The sequence below is a fragment of the Hafnia paralvei ATCC 29927 genome (genome assembly GCF_001655005.1).
In the GTDB taxonomy this organism is placed as follows: Bacteria; Pseudomonadota; Gammaproteobacteria; order Enterobacterales; family Enterobacteriaceae; genus Hafnia; species Hafnia paralvei.
Map to the genome: position 1 here is coordinate 1 of NZ_LXET01000076.1, position 840 is coordinate 840.

The following is an 840-nucleotide window of genomic DNA, read 5'->3' on the forward strand; positions in this document are numbered from 1 at the left end:
CCCCCATTTGTTCATGTACCCACTGGCGAGACATACTTTTTTGCAGGGGTGGGGGTAGCTCGTTAGGAAATACCCAATCGGTAATATCGTCATCCTGAATTGTAAGCGTAACGGCTTTTAATACCCTTCCATCACGCCAGAAAGATAAAAATATACCCTCTCGAGCCATCTCTAAACTAAGAACTGGAGAGCCTGATGCTCCTTTTGGTGGTGTTTTATATACAATAACTTCTGAATCAATAAGTTCTAGGTAACTTTTACCTAAGCTGTTAATTAGCTTTTCAACATTTACGGTCATTAATACAGCCCCATTCTTCCGTTCAGTGAGTGCATTTTCGCCCTTATTGTTTCTATCTGAGATTCGGTCGCGCCATGTTCTTTTAATGCCGGTTTTATGGCATCCAGATTACGATCAAGCGCAGCCCGGAGATCTCGCGAGTCCAGATCGATTTGCGCCGGTGTATTACGGCCACCGTAAGTCTCACTGATTTTCTGATGAACCTCTTTAGGGATAACAATTGCGGCTACATCGTCAGATAATTTACTAATATCTTTAGGTGAAAAATCAGGATAAAGCTCTGTTAAATGGGCCTCCACCGCCGCCCTAGACGGCATATGGTCAGCCTCATATTTCCCCTGCCGAGATCGGCGCTTAAAGTCACTGTATAGCTCTACCTCCAAAAACTCTACCGGTGGCTTACTCAGGTAGATATAAATCGGAGGCATATCCGTCCCGAGGAAAACAAGAATGTAGTCCTCAAAATCCCCCTCAGTCGGCGCGGGATAATTCTCGATATCGCTTCCGACCTTCTCCGGTATCGGCAGTACCGTTATGGACGA

2 protein-coding genes are annotated in these 840 nt (G+C 45.4%); both read right to left on the minus strand.

Annotated elements, in window-relative coordinates; translation table 11 throughout:
- A partial coding sequence (locus tag M988_RS22145; protein WP_248846538.1) for a DUF6392 family protein occupies positions 1–298 on the minus strand: 298 nt, incomplete at its 3' end.
- On the minus strand, positions 298–840 hold a 543-nt coding region (locus M988_RS22150), incomplete at its 5' end, for an S-type pyocin domain-containing protein (RefSeq protein WP_211271698.1). The genes M988_RS22145 and M988_RS22150, both read right to left, overlap by 1 nt.